Annotated in this window: 18 protein-coding genes; 6 read left to right on the top strand and 12 right to left on the bottom strand. The window is 61.2% G+C overall.

What is annotated here, in order from left to right; all coding sequences use genetic code 11:
- Window positions 1-2 precede the first annotated feature (2 nt).
- The 7 genes from paaG to paaA are packed head-to-tail and all read right to left on the bottom strand — an operon-like array spanning window position 3 to window position 5,173.
- The gene (gene paaG / locus ACK3CV_RS16045) at window positions 3-794 is read right to left on the bottom strand and encodes a 2-(1,2-epoxy-1,2-dihydrophenyl)acetyl-CoA isomerase PaaG (protein WP_049197270.1); all 792 of its coding nucleotides are present in this window, start codon (window positions 792-794) and stop codon (window positions 3-5) included.
- A 3-nt stretch (window positions 795-797) separates the two neighbouring features.
- Complete coding sequence (paaF, locus tag ACK3CV_RS16040; protein WP_033635100.1) at window positions 798-1,571, bottom strand: 2,3-dehydroadipyl-CoA hydratase PaaF; 774 nt, start codon at window positions 1,569-1,571, stop codon at window positions 798-800.
- Window positions 1,572-1,579: 8 nt separating this feature from the next.
- Complete coding sequence (paaE, locus tag ACK3CV_RS16035; RefSeq protein WP_164037662.1) at window positions 1,580-2,638, bottom strand: 1,2-phenylacetyl-CoA epoxidase subunit PaaE; 1,059 nt, start codon at window positions 2,636-2,638, stop codon at window positions 1,580-1,582.
- A 13-nt stretch (window positions 2,639-2,651) separates the two neighbouring features.
- Complete coding sequence (gene paaD, locus ACK3CV_RS16030) at window positions 2,652-3,149, bottom strand: 1,2-phenylacetyl-CoA epoxidase subunit PaaD (protein ID WP_033653577.1); 498 nt, start codon at window positions 3,147-3,149, stop codon at window positions 2,652-2,654.
- A 9-nt stretch (window positions 3,150-3,158) separates the two neighbouring features.
- Window positions 3,159-3,917: a 1,2-phenylacetyl-CoA epoxidase subunit PaaC gene (gene paaC / locus ACK3CV_RS16025; protein ID WP_164037659.1), complete on the bottom strand. Its 759-nt coding sequence runs from the start codon at window positions 3,915-3,917 to the stop codon at window positions 3,159-3,161.
- An 8-nt stretch (window positions 3,918-3,925) separates the two neighbouring features.
- Window positions 3,926-4,213, bottom strand: coding sequence for a 1,2-phenylacetyl-CoA epoxidase subunit PaaB (gene paaB / locus ACK3CV_RS16020; RefSeq protein WP_004935173.1), 288 nt, complete (start codon window positions 4,211-4,213; stop codon window positions 3,926-3,928).
- 21 nt (window positions 4,214-4,234) lie between these two features.
- Window positions 4,235-5,173: a 1,2-phenylacetyl-CoA epoxidase subunit PaaA gene (gene paaA, locus ACK3CV_RS16015; RefSeq protein ID WP_239504627.1), complete on the bottom strand. Its 939-nt coding sequence runs from the start codon at window positions 5,171-5,173 to the stop codon at window positions 4,235-4,237.
- A 317-nt stretch (window positions 5,174-5,490) separates the two neighbouring features.
- On the opposite strand from paaA, the gene paaZ reads away from it, so the two are divergent.
- Entirely contained in the window at window positions 5,491-7,557 is a 2,067-nt protein-coding gene (gene paaZ, locus ACK3CV_RS16010; protein WP_164037652.1) for a phenylacetic acid degradation bifunctional protein PaaZ, read from the top strand.
- Between the two features lie 41 nt (window positions 7,558-7,598).
- Here paaZ and kdoO read toward each other — a convergent pair whose 3' ends face one another.
- Window positions 7,599-8,492, bottom strand: coding sequence for a Kdo hydroxylase KdoO (gene kdoO, locus ACK3CV_RS16005; RefSeq protein WP_041035722.1), 894 nt, complete (start codon window positions 8,490-8,492; stop codon window positions 7,599-7,601).
- Between the two features lie 478 nt (window positions 8,493-8,970).
- Window positions 8,971-10,524, bottom strand: a complete 1,554-nt coding sequence (locus ACK3CV_RS16000) for a sensor domain-containing diguanylate cyclase (RefSeq protein ID WP_049197260.1) — start codon at window positions 10,522-10,524, stop codon at window positions 8,971-8,973.
- A 160-nt stretch (window positions 10,525-10,684) separates the two neighbouring features.
- On the opposite strand from ACK3CV_RS16000, the gene ACK3CV_RS15995 reads away from it, so the two are divergent.
- Complete coding sequence (locus ACK3CV_RS15995; RefSeq protein ID WP_033635090.1) at window positions 10,685-10,879, top strand: hypothetical protein; 195 nt, start codon at window positions 10,685-10,687, stop codon at window positions 10,877-10,879.
- A 15-nt stretch (window positions 10,880-10,894) separates the two neighbouring features.
- Here ACK3CV_RS15995 and ACK3CV_RS15990 read toward each other — a convergent pair whose 3' ends face one another.
- Complete coding sequence (locus tag ACK3CV_RS15990) at window positions 10,895-11,314, bottom strand: VOC family protein (RefSeq protein ID WP_164037649.1); 420 nt, start codon at window positions 11,312-11,314, stop codon at window positions 10,895-10,897.
- Between the two features lie 178 nt (window positions 11,315-11,492).
- On the bottom strand, window positions 11,493-12,413 hold the full coding sequence (locus ACK3CV_RS15985) for a Kdo(2)-lipid IV(A) acyltransferase (protein ID WP_033635088.1): 921 nt from the start codon (window positions 12,411-12,413) through the stop codon (window positions 11,493-11,495).
- A 628-nt stretch (window positions 12,414-13,041) separates the two neighbouring features.
- Here ACK3CV_RS15985 and ACK3CV_RS15980 point away from each other — a divergent pair.
- The 3 genes from ACK3CV_RS15980 to ACK3CV_RS15970 all read left to right on the top strand — a co-directional run bounded on the left by ACK3CV_RS15980 (window position 13,042) and on the right by ACK3CV_RS15970 (window position 13,987).
- Window positions 13,042-13,239, top strand: a complete 198-nt coding sequence (locus ACK3CV_RS15980) for an ElaB/YgaM/YqjD family protein (RefSeq protein ID WP_033635087.1) — start codon at window positions 13,042-13,044, stop codon at window positions 13,237-13,239.
- Window positions 13,240-13,253: 14 nt separating this feature from the next.
- Window positions 13,254-13,502: a GlsB/YeaQ/YmgE family stress response membrane protein gene (locus ACK3CV_RS15975; protein WP_033635086.1), complete on the top strand. Its 249-nt coding sequence runs from the start codon at window positions 13,254-13,256 to the stop codon at window positions 13,500-13,502.
- A 95-nt stretch (window positions 13,503-13,597) separates the two neighbouring features.
- A complete protein-coding gene (locus ACK3CV_RS15970; RefSeq protein ID WP_033635085.1) occupies window positions 13,598-13,987 on the top strand; it encodes a YidB family protein in 390 nt (129 codons plus the stop codon).
- A 3-nt stretch (window positions 13,988-13,990) separates the two neighbouring features.
- Here the strand turns inward: ACK3CV_RS15970 and ACK3CV_RS15965 are convergent, their stop codons facing one another.
- Window positions 13,991-14,923, bottom strand: a complete 933-nt coding sequence (locus ACK3CV_RS15965) for a LysR family transcriptional regulator (protein ID WP_089187371.1) — start codon at window positions 14,921-14,923, stop codon at window positions 13,991-13,993.
- 110 nt (window positions 14,924-15,033) lie between these two features.
- Here ACK3CV_RS15965 and ACK3CV_RS15960 point away from each other — a divergent pair, with 110 nt between their 5' ends.
- Window positions 15,034-16,086, top strand: coding sequence for an SDR family oxidoreductase (locus tag ACK3CV_RS15960; protein WP_164037646.1), 1,053 nt, complete (start codon window positions 15,034-15,036; stop codon window positions 16,084-16,086).
- The last annotated feature ends 31 nt before the right edge of the window (window positions 16,087-16,117 follow it).

The raw sequence follows: 16,117 nt of genomic DNA, 5'->3' as shown, positions 1-16,117 counted from the left end.
GGCTATTTCCCGCTGAAGTTGGGCGTGCGTTTGGCAAAGAACGCGCTGACGCCTTCGCGATAGTCGTCGCTGCGGCCGCCCAGGCGTTGCAGATCGCGCTCCAGATCGAGCTGCTGATCGAGGCTGTTGGTGGCCGAGCTGTAGAGGGCTTTTTTGATCAGCCCCAGGCCATAGGTCGGCTGGGTAGCCAGATGGCGCGCCAGCGTTTGCGTGTGGTCGGCCAATTCATCCGCCGGCACCACCTGCCAGATCATGCCCCACGCCAGCGCCTGTTGGGCGCTGATTTTGTCACCCAGCATGGCCATGCCCATCGCGCGGGCGTGGCCGGCTAGCCGCGGCAGGAACCAGCTGCCGCCGGAGTCAGGTACCAGCCCCAGACGGCAGAACGACTGAATGAAGCTGGCATTGTCGGCGGCGATGACGATATCGCACGCCAGGGCCAGCGCGGCGCCGGCGCCGGCCGCCACGCCGTTGACCGCGCACACCACCGGCTTCGGCAGGGCGGTCAGGCGACGGATCAGGGGGTTGTAGAAACGTTCGACCGACAGACCGAGATCCGGCGCCTGTTGATCGGCGCTGACGTTGCGATCGTTGAGATCCTGCCCGGCGCAGAAACCGCGCCCGGCGCCGGCGATCAGCAGGCAGCGCACGCTGTCGTCGCGCTCGGCTTGCGTCAGCGCTTCGCTCAGCTGGCGATGCATCTCGTCGTTAAAGCTGTTGAGCCGATCCGGCCGGTTGAGGGTCAGCGTCAACACGCCGGCGTCGAGATGGCTGAGAATCAATGCGTTATCCATAAATCAGCGCCCCTGATAGTTTGGCGTACGTTTTTCGAAAAAGGCGGCGATGCCTTCGCGGCGATCGTCGGTGGCGGCCAGGGTGACGAACTGCTGACGCTCCATCGCCAGCCCCTGGCTGAGGCCGGTTTCCTCGGCCTGTTTCAGCGCCTGTTTGGCGGCGCGCAGCGCCAGCGGCGCCTGACGGCTGATGCGATCGGCAATCTGCTGCGTGCGTTCCAGTGTCAGGGCATCGACGCACACTTCGCTGATAAGACCGGCCTGCAGCGCGGTGCGGGCATCGATGGGCTCACCGGTCAGCACCATCTGGCTGGCGCGCGACTTGCCGACGCAGCGGATCAGGCGCTGGGTGCCTCCGGCGCCCGGCATCAGGCCGAGGGTGATCTCCGGCAGGCCGAAGCGGGCGCTTTCGCCGCCGATGACGATGTCGCAGGCCAGCGCCAGCTCGCAGCCGGCGCCCAGGGCATAACCATTCACCGCCGCCAGCAGCGGCTTGCTGAACTGCGCCAGACGCTGCCACAGCTGCGGACGGCGATCCGCCAGCGCGGCCGGCAGATCCTGCTGTTGCAATTCGCGCAGATCGGCGCCGGCGGCGAAGAAGCGCGCCGCACCGGCGATCACCACGGCGCCCACGCCGCTGTCGGCGTCGGCCTGCTCCAGCCGTGCAACCAGCTGTTCCAGGCACGGCGTGCTCAGGGCGTTGCGCGCCTCCGGGCGATGCAGCGTCAGCGTGACCACGCGGTGCTGCTGCTGATGCAAAATAAAGGGGGTGTCCATCGCGGCTCCTAGACGTCGAAGTCCAATACCACGCCGTCACCTTTCGGCCACGACTGGCAGCTCAATACGTAGCCCGCAGCCAGCTGATCCGGCTCCAGGCTATAGTTGACGCCCATCTCCACCTGGCCGGCCTTCAGACGGCATTTGCAGGTGGCGCAGACGCCGCCTTTGCAGGCGTAGGGCAGGTCGGCGCCCTGGCGCAGCGCGGCGTCGAGAATGCTGTCGTCCTGTTCGCCGATCTCGATATCCAACCGGCGGCCGTCGAGCAGGATCGCCACCCGGGTGGCGTTGCGATCGCCGCTGTGGCGCGGGCGGGCGGCCAAACCGCTGGTGTTGAAGCGTTCGCTGTGGATGTGGTTGGCCGGGACGCCGGCCTGTTCCAGCACGGTTTGCGCGTCGTCCATCATCGATTCCGGCCCGCAGATAAAGGCGTGGTCATAGTCGCGGAAATCCAGCAGCGCGCCGCCGATCGCCGCGAGGCGGTCGCGGTCGATACGGCCGCTGAGCAGCGGGCTGTCGAGACTTTCCTGGCTGAACAGATACAGCTGCTGAAAACGCTGCGGGTAGCGGTTTTTCAGATCCGACAGCGCTTCTTTGAACATCATCGAACGGCTGTTGCGGTTGCCGTAGATCAGGGTGAAGCTGCTGCCCGGTTCGAGCTGCAGCGTCGCCTTGATGATCGACAGCATCGGCGTGATGCCGGAGCCGGCGGCGATCGCCAGGTAGTTGCCGTGGCGCTCTGCCTGCGGCTGGTAGCCGAAGCGCCCCTGCGGCACCATCACCTCCAGCGCGTCGCCGACTTTCAGCATGCGGTTGACGAAGCCGGAGAAACGGCCCTGATCAATCGCCTTCACGCCGATCTGCAGCAGGCCTTCCTGCGGTGAACTGCAGATGGAATAGCAACGCCGCAACTCTTCGCCGTTGACCAACGCCTTGAGCGTCAGGTGCTGGCCGGGGGTATAGCGGTATTGGTTTTGCAGCTCTTCGGGCACCCGCAGGGTGATGGCTACGGCGTCCGGCGTTTCGCGCTCGATGGCGGCGACGTTCAGGCGATGAAAGACCGTCATGGTGTCAGCGCTCCTATATGCATTTGAAATAATCGAACGGTTCCCGGCAGTCGCAGCAGCGGTACAGCGCTTTGCAGGCGGTGGAGCCGAACTCGCTGATCTTCTCGCTGTGGGTGCTGCCGCAGCGCGGGCAGGCTACCGGGCCGTGGGCGTGTGGCCGATCGCAGGTGTGGCCCTGCGGGGGCGCTACGCCGTATTGCCGCAGCCGCTCGCGGGCGTCGGCGTTCATCCAGTCGGTGGTCCAGGCCGGGCTGAGGCGAATGTCCACCTGCACCGGGCTGAAGCCGGCGGCCGCCAGCCGCTGCTCGATGGCGTTGAGCAGAAATTCGGTGGCCGGGCAGCCGGAGTACGTCGGGGTGAAGGTCACGCGCCAGCCAGCGCCGTCGCGCGCCACGTCGCGCACCATGCCCAAATCGGTGATCGACAGCACCGGCAGCTCGGGATCGCTGATCTGCTGCAGGCAGTGCCAAATCTGCGGAATTTCGGCGGGTTGCAAACGGGTGACGTTCATCGTGGCCTCCTACCATTGCCCGTTTGGATAGGCGCGCTGCAGGAACTGCATCTCCGCCAGCAGCGGGCCGAGGTGTTCGCTGTGCCGGCCTTGCTTGCCGCCGTGTCGGAACGCCTGCTCGGCAGGCAGCGCCAGCGTCGCCTGGCGCAGCGTCTCTTCCACCTGCGCTTGCCAGGGGGCCTGCAGTTCGCGGGGATCGACGGCGATGCCTTGTTCCGCCAGTTCCAGCTCCAGCGCGTCGGCGTGGAACTGCTCGGCGGTGAAGCGCCACAGGTTATCCAGCGATTGCTGGATCTTGCGGTGGCTGACGTCGTTGCCGTCGCCGAGGCGGATCATCCAGCCGTGGCTGAAGCGCAGGTGATAATCGGCCTCCTTCAACGACTTGGCGGCGATGGCGGCGATCTGCGCGTCGCGGCTGCGGCTCAGCGCCTCGTGCAGCTGTACGTGGTAGGCATCGAGCAGGAACTGACGCACCAGCGTGTCGTTGAAACCGCCGTTCGGCTGCTCCGCCAACAGCAGGTTATGAAACTGGCGCTCGTCGCGGCCGAAGGCCAGGCTGTCTTCGCTGCAGGGCGGGCCGGCCAGTTCGGCGGCGTAGCCCAGGAAGTTGCGCGCCTGGCCGAGCAGATCGAGCCCGATGTTGGCCAGCGCCAGATCGATTTCCAACTCGGGCGCGTGGCCGCACCAGGCGCACAGGCGCTGGGCGAGGATCAGAGGCGTGTCGCCCTGGCGGAGTAAATAGCTGATGCGCGGATCGTTAACCGTCATGGTCGCCTCTACATGTTCTTGATGCCGTCGGGAATGGTGTAAAACGTCGGATGACGGTAGATCTTGTCTTCGGACGGATCGAAGAACGCGCCGCGATCTTCCGGCTGCGAGGCGATCAGATGGCGCGATTGCACCACCCAGATCGAGCAGCCTTCGTTGCGGCGCGTGTAGGCGTCGCGGGCGTTTTCCAGCGCCATTTGGTCGTCGGCGGCGTGCAGGCTGCCGACGTGGCGATGCGCCAGCCCTTGTTTGCTGCGGATAAACACTTCATACAGCGGCCATTCAACGTGGCTCATGATCTCGGTTCCTTATGTTGGCTATGCGGCGGAGGCGGCGTTTTTCGCGGCGTGGGCCATGGCGCCGTCGCGCACCCAGGCGCCGTCTTCCCAGGCGCGGCGTTTGGCCTGCAGGCGTTCGTGGTTGCATTGGCCGCGCCCTTTGATCACCTCATGCAGCTCGCTCCAGTCGATTTCGCCGAAACGATAGTGACCGGCGGCGGCGTCCCAGCGCAGCTCCGGATCCGGCGCCGTCATGCCCAGCGTTTCAAGCTGCGGCACGGTGTTGTCGACGAACTTCTGCCGCAGCTCATCGTTGCTGTGGCGTTTGATCTTCCACGCCATGCTCTGGGCGCTGTGGGGGGAGTCGGCGTCGCTCGGGCCGAACATCATCAGCACCGGCCACCAGAAGCGATCGATGGCGTCCTGCAGCATGGCGCGCTGCGTGTCGCTGCCGTTGGCCATTGCCATTACCGCCTCGTAGCCCTGGCGCTGATGGAAGCTTTCCTCTTTGCAGATCTTTACCATCGCCCGCGCATAGGGGCCGTAGGACGCGCGGCACAGCGCCACCTGGTTGACGATGGCGGCGCCGTCGACCAGCCAGCCGATCACGCCGATATCCGCCCAGTTGAGCGTGGGGTAATTGAAGATAGAGGAGTACTTCATCTTGCCGTCGAGCATCTTTTGGTAGATGTCCTGGCGCGAACAGCCGAGGGTTTCGGCGGCGCTGTAGAGGTACAGACCGTGGCCGGCCTCATCTTGCACTTTGGCCAGCAGCACCGCTTTGCGGCGCAGCGTGGGGGCGCGCGTCAGCCAGTTGGCTTCCGGCAGCATGCCGATGACTTCCGAGTGGGCGTGTTGGCCAATCTGCCGAATCAGGTTCTGACGGTAGGCGTCCGGCATCCAGTCTTTGGCCTCAATGGCGATATCCGCCGCGATCTTGTCGTCGAAATGCTGCTGATACTGTGTGTCAGTTGTCATGCTTGCCTCTTGGTGATTCGTATTTTTCACATTAAACATAAAAATGTGAATCACTTTAACTAACCATAAGGCTACAAACTGATAACAAAAAGATCAAACGTAATTAATGTGGTTTTGCGAGGTTACTCACAATTGTTTTTGTTATTTATTTGATTTTATTTGATAAATAAAGTGATTAATTACTTGTTTATGGCAGGTTAAGCGATCTGAAAACGCCTTTTGTTCTCTTTTTGTTAAAATTTGATTTGGCCTCGACTGGCATTTATATGATACGTAATTAAGCTGTATGGTGAAAATTTATGAATTTCGGAGGGCACATGCAGCAGTTACACAGTTATCTTTCTGGCGCCTGGGTGTACGGGCAGGGAGAGGTGCGCGAAATCCGCCACGCGGTGACCGGCGAAGCGCTGTACCAGGTCTGCACCGACGGCCTGCCGTTGGCGGCGAGCCTGGACTATGCCCGCAGCCGCGGCGGCCCGGCGCTGGCGCACATGACGTTCCAGCAGCGCGCCCAGATGCTGAAAGCGGTAGCCAAACACCTGCTGGCGCATAAAGAGGCGCTGTATCAGATTTCCTATCAAACCGGGGCGACGCGCAGCGACGGCTGGGTCGATATCGAGGGCGGCATCGCCACGCTGTTCGCCTATGCCGGCATGGCCGGCCGCGATCTGCCGGACGATACCCTGTGGCCGGAAGACGAGCTGATCCCATTGTCGAAACAGGCGCAGTTCGCCGCCCGCCACGTGCTCACTTCGCGCCCCGGCGTGGCACTGCACATCAACGCCTTCAACTTCCCGTGCTGGGGCATGCTGGAGAAACTGGCGCCGACCTGGCTGGCGGGCATGCCGGCCATCATCAAGCCGGCCACCGCCACCGCGCAGCTGACGCAGGCGATGGTCAGGCTGATCGTCGACAGCGGCCTGGTGCCGGAAGGGGCGCTGCAGCTGGTTTGCGGCGGCGTCGGCGACATGTTCTCGCACCTGGATTACCAGGATGCGGTGACTTTCACCGGTTCGGCGCAGACCGGGCAGCGGCTGCGGGCACACCCGCGCCTGCTGGAGAAATCGATCGCGTTCACCATGGAGGCGGATTCGCTCAACTGCTGCGTGCTGGCGGAAGACGTGACGCCGGAAATGCCCGAGTTTGCGCTGTTCATCAAAGAAGTGTGCCGTGAAATGACCGCCAAGGCGGGGCAGAAATGCACCGCGATCCGCCGCATCATCGTGCCGGCGGCGCAGGTGGCGGCGGTTCGTCAGGCCTTGCTGCAGCGCCTGGCGGGGGTGACGGTGGGCGACCCGCAGCTGGAGCAGGTGCGCATGGGGGCGTTGGTCAGCCACGAGCAGCGTGATGATGTGCAAAGCAAGGTGGAGTTCCTGCTGCGCAACGGCTGCGAACCGCTCTGTGGCGCGGCGCTGGATAAGCTGGAGGTGCTGGGCGACGGCGCGCGCGGCGGGGCGTTTTATCCGCCGACCCTGTTATATTGCGCCGATCCGTTCACCCATCAGGCGGTGCACGGCACCGAGGCCTTCGGCCCGGTGGCGACGCTGATGCCGTATGCGGATACCGAACAGGCGATCGCGTTGGCGTTGCTGGGGCAGGGCAGCCTGGCGGGCTCGCTGGTGACCGCCGATCCGGCATTGGCCACGCGCTTCATTCGCGCGGCGGCCTGCGCCCACGGCCGCATGTTGATTTTGGATGAGCGGGCGGCGGCGGAGTCCACCGGCCACGGTTCGCCGCTGCCGATGCTGGTACACGGCGGCCCGGGGCGCGCCGGCGGCGGTGAAGAGCTGGGCGGGCTGCGCGCGGTGAAACACTATATGCAGCGCACGGCGATCCAGGGCAGCCCGGCGATGCTGGCGGCCATCGGCGGCGAATGGGTGCGCGGCGCGCCGGTCGCCGAGCATCCGGTGCATCCGTTCCGGAAATACTTCGAGCAGCTGCAGCTGGGCGACAGCCTGTTGACCGCGCGCCGCACCGTGACCGAAGCGGATATCGTCAACTTCGCCTGCCTGAGCGGCGACCATTTCTACGCGCACATGGACAAGATCGGCGCCGCCGACTCGCTGTTCGGCGAGCGGGTGGCGCACGGTTACTTTGTGGTGTCCGCCGCGGCCGGGCTGTTTGTCGACGCCGCCGTCGGGCCGGTGATCGCCAACTACGGCATGGAAAATTTGCGCTTTATCGAGCCGGTGAAGATCGGCGATACCATTCAGGTGCGGTTGACCTGCAAAAAGAAAATCCGCAAGCCGCAGAAAACCGCCGAAGATCGCCCGCACGGCGTGGTGGTGTGGGATGTGCAGGTGTTGAATCAGCAACAGCAGCCGGTGGCGCTGTACAGCATTCTGACGCTGGTGGCGCGCCAACAGGGGGACTTCGAAGCGTGATGCGCGTTTGCCGCCGCCGGCCCCCGGCGGCGGCAAATCATTCAGATCAGCGGCTGACCGCGCAGCTGTTCAAGCACTTTCAGCGGTGAACGCTGCGGATCCTGCATCTTATTCACCGGCAGCAGGAAGGTCTGTTCCAGCATAAACTGGCCGCCCATCGCGGCATGCGGCGTTTGATCAGAGAAGCAAATCCAGCTGCTGCCCGGCGGGAACGTCAGCGCCAGCTGCGGCCCCCGTTGCTGATAATCGCCGTCGGCCTTCATGGCGTCATGCAACTGCAGCATCAGGTGGTCATAATGGCTGCGGCGGGTTTTGGTGATGCGCACCTGGTGCTGCAGCCAACTGCCGAAGGCGGAGTAGCGAGCGAGACGCGGCATAAAGCGTGCCGCCAGCTCAGGGAACGGCTCGCCGACCCGCCATTGGCGATGCTCGCCGTGCGGGTTGATGTTGGTGAAAATGCGCAGAATGCGTTCGCCGTAGTTCGGGCGTGACGGGAAGGCGTCAACGTGCAGCCGGCTGTCGTCTTTGCGCCAGGAACTGGCCGCCCGCCAGGCGGAAACCGGATGTAAACGCAGGCTGCCGGTCGGGTGGTGCAGCGCCTCCTGATATTCGGGCAACAGCCCGGCGATCAGCTGGCGGCTGGATTGGTAATAGCGTTCCAGCAATTGCTGAACCTGCTGCCGGCGTTCCGCGGCGGCGACGCCGCTCAGCTTGCCGAACAGCGGCTGGTAGCTGATGTTTTTGCGCTTCGGGTCGACCAATGTCGGATCCAGCAGCGGCATTTCCTGTTCAGACAGGGTGAAGGCCAGTTCGGGCAGAAACAGCACCTTGCCCTGTTCCAGTTCGCTGACCGCGCTGGATGCTTCCGCTGCCGCCCATTGTCGTAACGGCAGCGTCAGGACGGCCTGTTCGTGCATAATATCGCCAGTAGGCATGAGATCTCCTTGCAAATCTATATCGCTTTATTCCTGCCTCTCAGGTTGCCGCGTGATTGGCTGCACTGGCTTGCGCAGTGGCTGGCTGGAGCGGCGTCAGCAGGCCGCCCAATGGCAACGTGAAATTTGTGGGTTCTATTATGGCTGTATCAGCAGGGCGCAATGCGCCGAAGCGTGCGATGGCTTCCTGATAGATAGAATAATCCTGATAAGGGTATCACCGGCAATGCCAATGAAAAGTAAACGGGGTATAAACGAGGCGAGGTATAGGCACGAATAATCAAAAAAGGCACAAATTGCCTGCTGAATGGCGTGTTTTATCTTATTGAATTGTAATGAAAATAAATATACTGCTTATTATTTCCGTTATTTTATTCAGAGTGCAGGGTAAACCGGTGAAATAATGTTTCGTGAGGGAACTACTTCATTTTTCTGGCGAATAAATCGGGCCGCCAAATCTTGGTGACCCGATTATTGGTTAAGCGCCGTAAATGCAGTTTTTGCCTTTTTTCTTGGCCTGATACAACGCACTGTCCGCCTCATTGATAAAGCTGATCGGCGTATCGTTATACATATGCGGCACTTTGGCGCAGATGCCGATGCTGATGGTAACGATGCCGTGCGGGTTGCCCTGATGCGGAATTTTCAGATCGCGTACCGCGTTGATAACGCGCTCGGCGAAAATCAGTGCGCCTTGCACGTCGGTATCCGGCAGGATAATCCCCATCTCTTCGCCGCCGTAGCGCGCCAGGACGTCGTTGCTGCGGCAGGCCAACCCTTTGAGCGTTTGGCCGATCTGCTGCAGGCACTGGTCACCGGCGACGTGGCCGTAGCTGTCGTTGTACTGTTTGAAATAGTCGATATCCAGCATCAGCAGCGCCACGCTGCGGTAGTTGCGCGAAGCCCGCGCCAGCTCGTTCTTCAGCGCGATATCAAACTGGCGGCGGTTGGCCAGCCCGGTCAGGCCGTCCAGCAGCGCCAGCTCTTCGAGCATCTGGTTGATGCTGGTCAACTGATCGCGTGTGCGCATCAGCTCGGCTTCGGTTTGCATGCTGTGCTTGATTTGCCGCAGTAGCACCATGCCCATCGCCAACAGGATCATCAGCAGCGAGAGGCCGCCCGCGGCGAACAGACCGGCGTCGGTGCGCCAGTCCGCCAGCGCGTCGCGTTTCGACAACCCGGCGGCGATCACCAGCGGAAAGCGGTTGACCCGCGAATAGCCGTAGATGCGCTCCACTTTGTCGTACAGCGAGGTGATGGTGGCGTTGCCGAACTCCGAATGCGGTAAAATTTCGCTGAACAACACGCCCTTGGCGATATTTTTACCGATCGACGCCGCCGAGTAAGGGCGGCGGTAAAGGATGGTGCCGTCCGCCAGCAGCAGGTTCAGTGAGGCGTCGGTGTTGAGGGCGAAGCTGTCGTAAAACTGGCGGAAATAATCGACGTACAGCGTCGCCAGCACCACGCCGCCAAAGCTGCCGTCTGGGTTGTTGAAACGCCGCGAAACGGGAATGATCAGATCGCCGGTGGTGCGGCTGCGGATCACCTTGCCGATGTACAGGCCGCCGCCGTCGCGGTTTTGATGGTATTTGAAGTAATCGCGATCGGCGTTGTTGGCGTTCTTGATGAATTTGCCCGAGGAGGTCGCCAGCCAGCGGCCGCGCGCATCGTAGAGAAACAGCCCGTGCAGCTGCGGCAGGTTGCCGACCTGCGTCTGCATGACGCGCTGCAGCCGCGTCAGCTGCGATGGGCCCAACCCGTCGGTTTGGAGACGTTCGGTCAGATCGAGCAGGTTGCCGTCCACCTGCATGAAAGTATCGTCGGCATGCTGTGCCAGCGAGCGGGCGAGGTTGGCGGACTCATGCTCGGCGCTGCGCAGATCGCGCTGATGCGCGTTCCAGATTTGCCAGCTGTTAAAGAGGATCAGCGTGGCGGCAACGATGATGACAAACACGCCGGCCTGAAATAATAATGGGGAGCTTTTAGCGCTGCGCGCCGGCACGGCATCCTGTATGGGTTGCTGCTGAGTCATGTCACCCTTGTTGTTTGATTACTATTCAATTTGAGTTAAGAGCAATCTTATATTTTATGCATAAATGCGCCAGACCTCTAGCCCCTAACGTGGCGATAGCGAGAAAGGGCGTTTGCACCCCGTATCAGCGGCGGGGTGAACACTGCGGAGTGAAAGAGCCATGTCGGATTATATCATTATCACTTTACTGACGCTGGCGGTGTATTACCCCCTTACGCTGGGGACGCTGGCGGTGATGATGTACTTCGCCTGGCGGCGGCGCCGGTCGCCCTATTGGCGGTTGGGATTGGCGCTGTTGGCGCTGCTGTTCGTGCTGTTCGCCAAGGCGGCGTATGACTGGCACCGCTATGGCTAGCGGCGCCATGACGGGTTATTCGACGTTGATCATCCAGTTGACGCCGAATTTGTCGGTCAGCATGCCAAAGCCTTTGGCCCAAAAGGTGGCTTGGTAAGGCATCGTCACCTGGCCGCCCTGCGCCAGATTGTCGAACAGTTTGCGTCCTTGTTCCGCATCGCTGGGGTTCAGCGACAGCGAGAAGCCTTTATGAGAAGCGCCGCCGCCGTCATCTTGCGGGCAGCCGTCGGAGGCCATTAGTACGCCGTCGCCGATCAGCAGGCGCGCATGCATGATCGCCTCCGGATTGACGTCCTGCGGCCCGTCTTGCCGGGCTTCTTCGGGCATGTCTTTATAGCGCAGGACCATTTCAATTTTGGCATTCAACTGCTGTTCGTAGAAGTTAATCGCTTGCTCACAGTTACCGCTGAAAAACAGATAGGGTTGTACCAGCATGACATTGACCTCGGTTGTGGCTCGACAGGCAACGACCGGCCCTCGGGCAGGAAGAAATGGTTGCTGGCGGCAATAATTGCCGTCGGTGACTTATTAGTGTAGTTCCCCTGGCGCAGAATGCTTGTGCGAGGTGAGTGCGCCTTCGCCGCCGGCATGACGGGCGAAGGCGCAAGGGCGGTCAATACAGCGACGGCTCGCCGGCTGGGCGGGTTTTAAAGCGGCGGTGCAGCCACATGTACTGATCGGGGGCCAGCAGCACCTGTTCTTCCACCACGCGGTTCATCTTGGCCGCCGCGCGCGTTTCATCATCCAGCGGGAAGTCCGTCAACGGCGGCTGCACGATCAGCTCATAGCCCTGAGCATCTGGCAGGCGGCGCGGCACGAAAGGCACGATCGACGGCCGCCCCATGCGCGCCAGGATAAAGGTTCCGGTGGTCGTGGCGGCGTTTTCCACGGCGAAGAGCGGCGCGAACACGCTGCTTTGCGGGCCGTAATCGTGATCCGGCGCGTACCACAGGATTTCGCCCTGTTTCAGGTTGCGGATCATGCCTTTGATATCTTTACGATCGAGCATGAATTTATTCGAGCGCAGCCGGCCGCGTGTTTGTACCCACTCCATCAGCCTGTTGTTGTGCGGGCGATGCACGCCGATGCCGGGGTTTTGCATGCCGAAAATGCGCGCGCCCAGTTCCAGCGTCAGAAAATGCAGACCGATCAGCAGAACGCCTTTGCCGCCCTGACGCGCCAGCCGCATGTTTTCCATGCCGCTCACCTTGAACCAGCGGGCGATGCGCCAGTCGGGCCAGAACCAGGCCATGCCGACTTCGAACAGGCCCATACCGACGGACTCAAAATTTTTGACGATCAGCGCCTCGCGCTCGGCGGCGGGCATCGCGGGGAAGCAGAGCTCTAAATTGCGGCGCGCTATTTTTACCCGGCGTTTCATCAGGCGCATGGCTATTCTGCCAAGGCCGTGTCCGAGTCGATAAATGAGCGGGTAGGGCAGTAATACCAAGAGATAGAGTATTCCCAGCCCTATCCACAGCAACCAATAACGAGGGCGCAAGAATTCGCGCTCAAAGCGTTGGTTAGAAAGCATTTTTCCTGTGATTCCTTGTTTTTTCCAATGGGACCTTAACCCAAATTTTCATAGGGCGAATGGTAGAACATTCTGAGCTAAATAGGATTTTCCATTAATGCTTTTTTTACGCTTTAGCTAAGCGCAGGCGAAAAACGGGGAGAGATAGGATTTTTACCGAGGGAATGGCGGATATTTTCCGCTATTTCAAACGACTGGCGAAATTGAAAAATAAAGACACAATTAAGCGCATCGCAAAAGTGACAACTGCTATGTAACCTTAATGAAACAATAACGCGGCGGAACCGTCCCAAACGGCGGCCAGTGCGTACAGTAGCGCGAGAATCAGGACAAAAGGGGCATTGAACATCGGCGTTTCCTCCAGGAGGATTTGTTTAAAGTTTAGCCTCGCGAGATGACAGCAGGATGAAATTAGATCGTTTTTTGTACGGTGAAATTCAGACGGACGGAAATGGGTAAACCGCTGATTTTTTACTATAGTCATAGTGTGAAGTTATGCGTTTGTCGCCGTACGCCTCTGCATTGAGCGGCAGCGGGCAGGTTGCCCAGAGCAAGATCGTGGAGCGGACGGCGCCTGGCGCGAAACATGTGACGAGATTCTCAGAGGGTTGGTCTGTAAGGATTTGACATGTCATATGAAAATGACGATCTAAACGGTGTTGAGCAACCGAGCGACTACGTGAAAACCACCGCCTGCGAAGTGCGCAGCGGCGTAAAGGCAGCGCTCGAGCAATCATGTGCCTGCATCAAGGATAACCCTTGGGCGGGGATAGGCGCCGGCGCCGTCGTGGGCCTGGTAATAGGATTTCTGTTAGGCAAAAGGTAATAGGGAGAGTAAAGATGGGCATCATTTCCTGGATCATTTTTGGTTTAATCGCCGGTATCCTGGCCAAGTGGATTATGCCGGGCAAAGACGGCGGCGGCTTTATTGTGACCGTTATATTGGGGGTCGTGGGCGCCGTAGTCGGCGGCTATATCAGCACCTTCTTCGGTATGGGCCGCGTTGACGGTTTTAACCTGGGCAGCTTTGTGGTGGCAGTAATCGGCGCCCTGGTGGTGCTTTTTGTCTACAGGAAGATCAAAGGCTAAGCAGCCATTGCTCAACAGGGTCGCCGCGGCGGCCCTTTTTCGTGAAATCAATCCGGCGTCGCGGCGCAGTCCGCACTCGCTGAAAGGGGAATATCATGGGTCTGTTCGATAGCGTATTGGGTAACATTCTGGGCGGCGGCGCCAACGGCAAAGGCATCGACTACATCGCCATTATGCAGTGGGTCGAGCAACAAGGCGGCCTGCAGGCTATTTTGGACAAATTCCGTCAGGGGCAGTTCGGCGATATCGTCGGTTCCTGGCTCGGCAATGGCGAAAATCAGCCGATTACCGGCGATCACGTACAGCAGGCGTTGGGTAGCGACGCCATCAACCAACTGGCTGAAAAGCTGGGTATCGATCCGGCTCAGGCGTCCAGCACCATTGCACAGTTCTTGCCAACGGTCACCGATGCCGCCTCGCCAAACGGTGAAGTGCAGCAAGACAGCAACGAGCTGGGCGACATGGTCGGTAAACTGTTCAAATAATGATTAGGCTCCCGGCGTCTGGCCGGGGGCATTCACTCCGCTGATCCCCTCGATCGTCGTCAACGCCTGCTGCAGATGTGCCACCCAGGCGCGCACTTTCTCCGGAATAAAACGCAAGGCGGGATAGACCGCGTGCAGCGCCATAGGCGGGTAGCGGTATTCCGGCAAAACGGGCACCAATGCCCCCGTCGCCAGCTGTTCGGCGATTAAAGGCCGTTGAGCGCCGCCGATGCCGGCCCCAGCCTCAATGGCGGCCAGCAGCGATAGCGTATTGTTGGCGCGGAACGTGGGCCGCAGAGCAACCGTCTCGGGGCCGTGCGGGCCGAACAGGGTGAGCGTATCGCCGTCGTTCAGGCCGCTGTAACGAATGTGCGCATGTTTCGCCAACTCCGCCGGGAAACGCGGCGTGCCATGCCTGGCCAGATAGGCCGGTGACGCCACCAGCAGGCGTTGCAGCTCGCCCAAACGTTTCGCCACCATGCCGGGCGCATGCAGTTCACCGAAACGCAGCGCCACGTCGATGCCTTCGCCGATCACGTCGGCGAGGCGATCGTCCAGCAGCAGCTCGATGGCGAGGTTCGGATGACGCTGCTGGAAAGCGATGGCCAGCGGTGTGACGTGCAACTGCCCGAACCCGGTCGGGGCGTGAATGCGCAGATTGCCCTGCAACTGGTGGCGCTGGCCGTGCAGCGCTTCTTCCGCTTCGTCGACCGCCGCCAGAATCGGTTTGAGGCGCTGATAATAACCGCTGCCGGCATCGGTCAGGGTGACCGCCCGGGTGCTGCGAAACAGCAACTGGGCTCCCAGTCGCTGCTCCAGGGCAGCGATTTGCTGACTGACCGCCGGCTGCGTCAAACGCAGATCGCGAGCGGCGGCCGACAGGCTGCCCAGCTCCGCCACCCGCATAAAGGTTTTCATTGCGTTCAGTTTATCCATGTCGATCTTGCCTATAGATTTTTCTTATAAGTGTTAGTGCTAATTCGGCGCTACCGCAAGCATCACTAATCAATAACACTCAGGGTATCGACAACCTGAGGAGTGGCAAGATGAATACAAAGCGACAGGCATTAGTGATCGGTGCCAATGGCGTGATTGGGCGCCGATTGATTGAGGAGCTGACCGGCCAGGGCTGGCAAGTGGTGGGCGTCTCGCGCCGGGGTGGGCAACCGGCGCCGGGGGTGCGCCACCTGCAGGTTGATCTGCTGGATGCGGTGGCGACGCGCGACGCGCTGCGGCCGCTGAGCGCGATTAGCCACGTTTTCTATGCCGCCTATCAGGATGCGCCGGACTGGGCGGGGCTGGTGGCGCCGAATCTACAGATGTTGCAACACGTTGTCGAGGGGCTGGAGCCGGCCGCACCGGCGTTGGAGCACATCAGTCTGATGCAGGGCTATAAGGTGTATGGCGCGCATTTGGGGCCGTTTAAAACGCCGGCGCGCGAAAGCGACGCCGGGCATATGCCGCCGGAGTTTAACGTGGCGCAGCAACAGTATCTGGCGCAGCGGCAGGTCGGCAAGCGCTGGCGCTGGAGCGCCATTCGCCCGAGCGTGGTGGGGGGCTTCTCCCTCGGCAATCCGATGAATCTGGCGTTAAGCATCGCGGTTTACGCGTCGATCAGCAAAGCGCTCGGGTTGCCGCTGCGCTTCCCCGGTAAACCGGGCGCTTACCACAGCCTGCTGGAAATGACCGACGCCGGGCTGTTGGCGCGCGCCACGCTGTGGGCGGCGACCGAGCCGGCGGCGGCCAATCAGGCGTTTAATATCAACAACGGCGATCTGTTTCGCTGGAGCGAGATGTGGCCGAAAATCGCCGCTTACTTTGGGCTGGAATGTGCGCCGCCGCTGCCGATGCCGCTGGAGAGCATGATGGCGGACAAAGCGCCGCTGTGGCGCGAGCTGGTGCAGCGGCACCAATTGGCTGAACCGGACTATCGCGCGGTGGCCGGCTGGCGCTTCGCCGATTTCGTCTTTTCCTGGGACTATGACATGTTCGCGGACGGCAGCAAGGCGCGGCGCTTCGGTTTCCATCAGTTTGTCGAAACAGAAGCCATGTTTTTCTCGCTGTTCGATGAGTTCCGCCGTCGCGGCATCATCCCCTGAGCGTGGCATCGGTTTCCCCGCAGCACCGGCC

The organism is Serratia sp. TSO36 (assembly GCF_057808395.1).
Note: the sequence above shows the minus strand (reverse complement) of the source record. Positions and strands in the feature narration are given on the sequence as shown.